Genomic DNA, 5,501 nt, shown 5'->3' on the forward strand with positions numbered 1-5,501 from the left:
GAGCAGCGGCGCGTCGGTCTGGAATTCCAGATGATAGCCGCGCTCGGTCTCGAGCGGAATCCTGTCGCCGGCCTGCGCGGCCAGTGCGCGCGACCTTGCACCGGCGGCGATCACCACCGTGCCAGCCTTGATGCGAACGCCGGGTCCGCTGAGCTGGACACCGTCAGCCTCGACCTGCAGCCCGGTGATCTCAGCTTGCTTTACCGATGCACCACGGGCACTCACCGCGCCCAGCAACCGCCGCATCACCATTGCCGGATCGGTGACATTGATCGAATCGGGAAAATACACGCCATGCGCTGCTGTCGCCGGCAGGCCCGGCTCAAGCGCCGCCACCTCTTCGGGAGTCAGCACCTCTTGGTGGATGCCAAGCCCAGCGCGCATTGCCCGGCCGCCGGCGCCAGCGGCAAAATCGCTCTCGCGGCGATAGAGATAAAGACAGCCATTGCGGCGCAGCAGGTCCTCCAGCCCGGCCTCCCCGGCCATGTCTTCCCAGGCCGGGAGGGCGTGGGCCAGCAGTCCGGCGAGCGCCAGCGCATTGGCCCGGGTGGCCGCCGGCAGCGATTGCCGCATGAACCGAACGAGCCATGGCGCCAGCTGCAGCAGCGCCGGCCAGCGCAGCGAAAACGGGCTGTCGGGATCAAGCAGCAGCTTTGGCAACGCCCGCAGCACCGCAGGAGTGCCGACCGGCATGCAGGCATATTCGGCGATCGTTCCGGCATTGCCTGATGACGCGCCGGAGCCCGGCTCGTTCGGATCGATGAGCAGGACTTCACGGCCGTCCGCGACAAGGCGAAGTGCCGTCGCCAGCCCGACAACTCCGGCGCCGACAATGGCGATTTCGACCGTTTCAGAAGCAGCCACTGTAGATCTTCCCGATTGACCAGTACCGATCATGTGGTCTCTTGGTTCGGGGTCGCGGTCCAGTCTTGATCCCTGGAATCGAATAGGCCAGATCTTTCCGCGCCTCAGGCAACGGGCGTCCAGATCACGTCCTCGATTTTTTGCGCGCCGGTGGCCAGCATCGCCAGCCGGTCGAAGCCGAGCGCGATGCCGCTGGCCGGCGGCATGATGGCCAGCGCCGCGAGGAAATCCTCGTCGAGCGGATAGCGCTCGCCATAGATGCGCTGCTTCTCGTCCATCTCGATGACGAAGCGCCGGCGCTGCTCGTCGGCATCGGTCAGTTCGCCAAAGCCGTTGGCGAGCTCGACGCCGCAGCAATAGAGCTCGAAGCGCTCGGCGACGCGCGGGTCGCGCGGGCTCGGCCGCGCCAGTGCTGCTTCGGCCACCGGATATTCGCACAGGATGGTCGCGCGGCCCTGCCCGAGGAATGGCTCGACCTTTTCCACCATCACCCGGCTGAACAGATCGGCCCAGCTGTCGTCCGGCGCGGTGCGCAGGCCGGCCTGGGTCAAGGCCCAATACAACGCCTCGCGGTCGGTGCTGCCGTCGGCGGCGACGGTGGCCAGCAGGTCGATGCCGGCATGACGAGAGAAGGCATCCGCCACCGTCAGCCGTTCCGGCTCGGCGAACGGATCGCAGTCGCGGCCCCGGAAAGAGAAAAGAGTAGCCCCTGCCCTTGTCGCGGCCAGCGCCAGAAAGGCCGCGCAATCCAGCATCAGGCTCTCATAGGCTTCGCCGACGCGATACCATTCGAGCATGGTGAACTCGGGATGGTGCAAGGGGCCGCGCTCGCGGTTGCGGTAGACCGGACCGAAGCTGAAAATCCTGGTTTCACCGGCGGCGAGCAGCTTCTTGCAGGCGAATTCCGGAGAGGTGTGGAGATAGAGCGGCGCCCTTGCGCCGTCCGGCCCGACCGCTTCGGTGGCGAAAGCCGCCAGATGCGCCTCATTGCCGGGCGAAATCTGCAGGGCCGCCGTCTGCACCTCTACGAAATCATGGGCGGCGAACCAGTCGCGCAGGCTGGCGGCGATGCCGTTGCGCAGCATCAGCCGCGGGCGGCGGTCGGCATGAACGTCAGGCGTCCACCAGGGCGAAGCTTCGGTCATGCGGCTCGGAACATGGTGGAATGGGGCTGGCGGCGGCGGCCAAGATGCGCTAGGCCCCCATCCAGCGCCGCACTAGCCGGCAAACGCCAGTCAACTCTTCTTGCAGGATTTAAAACCGTGGTGAAAGTCATCGCCAGTTCGCTCCGCAAAGGCAATGTCGTCGACAAGGACGGCAAGCTTTATGTGATCCTCTTTGCCGAAAACATCCACCCAGGCAAGGGCACGCCGGTAACGCAGCTCGACATGCGCCGCATCGGCGACGGGGTGAAGGTTTCGGAGCGCTACCGCACTACCGAGCAGGTTGAGCGCGCCTATGTGGAAGAGCGCGAACACACCTTCCTGTACCGTGATGGCGAAGGCTTTCATTTCATGAACCCGGAAAGCTACGATCAGGTCGCGGTATCCGAAGCCGTGGTCGGCGACATGGCGCCTTACCTGCTGGAAGGCATGGCCGTGCAGGTGTCGCAGTTCAACGGCATTGCCATTTCCCTGGTGCTGCCGCAGCGCGCCACCTTCGAAGTGGTGGAAACCGAGCCGACGACTAAGGGCCAGACGGCCTCGTCATCCTACAAGCCGGCCGTGCTGTCCAACGGCGTGCGCACCCTGGTGCCCCCGCACATCGCACCAGGCACCCGCGTGGTGGTGATGACGGCCGATGGCGCTTATGTGGAGCGGGCGAAGGACTGAGGGGGGCGAGCGCCCAAACGACCACTGCAAGCAATGCCTTTCCATAGACAGGGGGCAGCTTCGAAACACCGCTTATTGCTTGAAGCAGTGCTCGCGGTGCCATTGCAAGAAATGAGGATGCGGGCGTTCGAGCTGTCGGCGAGGCGGAAGCGCGCGGCGCGTCTTGTTTATGAAGCCCTGCACGCTGTCGAAGTCATTGACCTGTCTGGACAGGATTTCCAAATCGTCCGACAGGCTGATCAATCCACGGTCGAACATCCAATGCGCAGTGCCGGACAGTGCGATCCCATTGTTGACGACATCAGGCCCGTTCGCCTCAACCGGTCGAATATGTGCGGCAGAAACCTCTGCCCGGCCTCCGCCATTTATCAGCTTGAGACCTGTGATCGCGCAGCGCTCGTCATAGGCACGTAAGACGACTCGACGGAAAATGCGGTCCCGCACGATTCGCGATCCGATGTAGCTTACGCGGTCACGACTCTGCTCGAATTCGAATGGCGCCTGCTCATCCTGAAAGCCGGCAGATATGCCGACCTCATCAACGCGCGGCAGCAACAACTCATTCGTATCCAGGCCCAGATCGATGATCCGGTTGAAGTCACCTGGGCTGAGTGCGCGGACAGCAGATTGGGCGCGGCCAGAAATCCGTCCCTCATCATTGAGCAGGCCTCGTTCGACGGGACCGTCAGATCCGCTAAATGGAACAGGATTGACGAAATCGAGGTAGCTTCCGGGCTCAATCAGCGCGAGATACATGTCAGGCGTTACCGGATCGGGGATGATCTGCTGGACTTTCGCTACAGCGTAATAGCCCCGTGTATCGTTTACCTTGCTGGGCTCGTAGTAGATAATCCACTTGCCGACACACGCTTCAACGCGGCGCAGATAAGGGCGAGGAAACTGGTATTGCTCTGCGGGGCGATCGTTGTATCGCGAATCCGAGCGATGAATGAAAACCCCGAATCCCATGAATCTTCCTGCAATGCGTTCTTGGGAATAACTACTTCAGATGTGGCATCAAAATCCGAACTTTGGGGTTTAGTCCAGGCGGCGGTCGCACTTCCCCATGGTATCGGTCTTTCGCAGCCTCGCGCTGAAGCGCCACACTACAACGAAGCGCAGCAATATATTTCAGGAAGCCTGTCGCAAAGCGCCCACGCGGTTCGTCCTTTGACGGAAGAAGGAGAGCGCTATGCGAAAACTCATCGTCACCGAATTCATCAGCGTCGATGGCATTGCCGAGGTCGAGAAGCTGCCCAGCGTGACCTGGAACGACGAGATGAACAGGTTCAAGGAAGACGAGCTTGCCGACAGCGGCGCCATGCTTTTGGGGCGCACGACCTATGAGATCTTTGCCGGCTCCTGGCCAACGGAAACCGGAGATTTTGCCGACCGGTTCAACGCGCTGCCTAAATATGTCGCCTCGACCAGCCTGAAGGCGCTCGACTGGAAGCCGGCCGAATTGCTGAAAGGGCCTCTGCCGGAAGCGGTCAGGACGCTGAAGCAAGGCAGCGGCGGCAACATCTACGTGCATGGCAGCCTCAGCGTCGCGCAGGAATTGCTGCGCCACGGCCTGGTCGACCGCGTCAGGCTGCTCAGCTATCCAGGCACCGTCGGCCAGGGCAAGCCGCTATTCCCAGGCGGCGCGGCGGTGTCGCTCGACCTGATTTCCGCAAAACCATTTAGCAACGGCGTGGTGGCGCTAGAGTATGCGCCGATGACGGCTAAGTCATAAGACGGTTGGGCTCTCTCCTCTCAGGTGAAGGAAAGATGCACTTCACCCGACCTGTTTCCCCCGCCTCCTCTTGATGGCGGCATTATTCCTCGCCTCAACCACCTTCTCAACCTGCCGCTTCAGCTCGTCCTTGATATCGACCGTCTCGTTCATCAAGGCGTCGATCTTCAGGAAATCGAGGACGCGGTATCTCGAGACTGCCGGGCGGACCAGGATGTCGGGGCGGCATTGTTTCAGCTTGTTGGCGGTGATCGACTGCATCATCAGCTGCGTGGCGCCGAACATCAGGTCGACGGAGGTCGGCTGTTTGCGGTCGGCCTCTTCCGGCGCGCCGACCACGTCGACGCCGATGATGATGTCGGCATCGTTCTCGATCAGGTCGAACGGCACGGGATTGTAGATGCCGCCGTCGATAAGCAGCCTGCCGTCGCGCGTCACCGGGCGGAACACGGCGGGGATGGCCGCCGAGGCCGCCAGCGCCGAGTGCAGGTCGCCGTCTTCGAAGACAGCCAGCTTGTGGCCGAAATAGTCGGTCGCCGTCACCTTGAGCGGGATTTTCAGCTCGGCGAAGGTTTCGGGAATGGCCTCGGGCAGAAAGGCTTTCAGGATGCGCTCGACGTTGAACTGGCTGACGCGGATGCCGCCCTGCATGGCTTCGGCGATGGTGCCCGGCCGCGCCCGCCACATGCGGCTCGCCACCTCGGCGCGGCGGCCAAGGATCGAGCGGGCATAGTCGTGGATGTCCTTGCCGGTCATGCCCGATGCCATGCCGGCACCCATGATGGCGCCGATCGACGAGCCGGCTATGGCCACCGGTTTTATGCCCAGTTCGTCCAGCGCCTCGATGACATGGATATGCGCCAGCCCGCGCGCGCCGCCGCCGCCGAAGGCGATGCCGAAGCTAGGCGCCATTTTGCGTGACTCCTGCCTCGTTTCTGGCCGGCGACGGAGACCGCCAATTGTTGAAGTTGGCGCCGCCCCTCACCTGCCTGCCGGCATCCTCTCCCCGTCACTATACGGGGAGAAGGGTGCTGCCATCGCCGATTTCGCCAATCACCAAGGTTGCAAGG

At 62.9% G+C, this 5,501-nt stretch carries 6 protein-coding genes; 2 read left to right on the forward strand and 4 right to left on the reverse strand.

Annotated features, from left to right (window positions below):
- Both EN749_RS29705 and epmA read right to left on the reverse strand, forming a co-directional pair.
- A partial coding sequence (locus EN749_RS29705) for an FAD-dependent oxidoreductase (RefSeq protein ID WP_145991051.1) occupies window positions 1-864 on the reverse strand: 864 nt, incomplete at its 3' end.
- Between the two features lie 104 nt (window positions 865-968).
- A complete protein-coding gene (gene epmA / locus EN749_RS29710; RefSeq protein WP_128364494.1) occupies window positions 969-2,009 on the reverse strand; it encodes an EF-P lysine aminoacylase EpmA in 1,041 nt (346 codons plus the stop codon).
- Window positions 2,010-2,126: 117 nt separating this feature from the next.
- Here epmA and efp point away from each other — a divergent pair, with 117 nt between their 5' ends.
- The gene (gene efp, locus EN749_RS29715; RefSeq protein WP_027038615.1) at window positions 2,127-2,696 is read left to right on the forward strand and encodes an elongation factor P; all 570 of its coding nucleotides are present in this window, start codon (window positions 2,127-2,129) and stop codon (window positions 2,694-2,696) included.
- Between the two features lie 72 nt (window positions 2,697-2,768).
- On the opposite strand, the gene EN749_RS29720 is transcribed toward efp, so the two are convergent.
- Window positions 2,769-3,665 carry an HNH endonuclease gene (locus EN749_RS29720; protein WP_128364495.1) on the reverse strand — a complete coding sequence of 299 codons (897 nt, stop codon included), beginning with the start codon at window positions 3,663-3,665 and terminating at the stop codon, window positions 2,769-2,771.
- Window positions 3,666-3,888: 223 nt separating this feature from the next.
- On the opposite strand from EN749_RS29720, the gene EN749_RS29725 reads away from it, so the two are divergent.
- The gene (locus tag EN749_RS29725) at window positions 3,889-4,431 is read left to right on the forward strand and encodes a dihydrofolate reductase family protein (protein WP_128364496.1); all 543 of its coding nucleotides are present in this window, start codon (window positions 3,889-3,891) and stop codon (window positions 4,429-4,431) included.
- Between the two features lie 42 nt (window positions 4,432-4,473).
- On the opposite strand, the gene EN749_RS29730 is transcribed toward EN749_RS29725, so the two are convergent.
- Window positions 4,474-5,343: a patatin-like phospholipase family protein gene (locus tag EN749_RS29730; protein ID WP_128364497.1), complete on the reverse strand. Its 870-nt coding sequence runs from the start codon at window positions 5,341-5,343 to the stop codon at window positions 4,474-4,476.
- Window positions 5,344-5,501 lie beyond the last annotated feature (158 nt).

This window comes from Mesorhizobium sp. M7A.F.Ca.ET.027.02.1.1 (genome assembly GCF_004022985.1).
Taxonomy (GTDB): Bacteria; Pseudomonadota; Alphaproteobacteria; order Rhizobiales; family Rhizobiaceae; genus Mesorhizobium.

Excerpts from the sequence above, each read along its gene's own strand:
- epmA (WP_128364494.1), bottom strand. The coding sequence starts at position 2,009 with ATGACCGAAGCTTCGCCCTGGTGGACGCCTGACGTTCATGCCGACCGC.
- EN749_RS29720 (WP_128364495.1), bottom strand. The coding sequence starts at position 3,665 with ATGGGATTCGGGGTTTTCATTCATCGCTCGGATTCGCGATACAACGAT.
- EN749_RS29725 (WP_128364496.1), top strand. The coding sequence starts at position 3,889 with ATGCGAAAACTCATCGTCACCGAATTCATCAGCGTCGATGGCATTGCC.
- EN749_RS29730 (WP_128364497.1), bottom strand. The coding sequence starts at position 5,343 with ATGGCGCCTAGCTTCGGCATCGCCTTCGGCGGCGGCGGCGCGCGCGGG.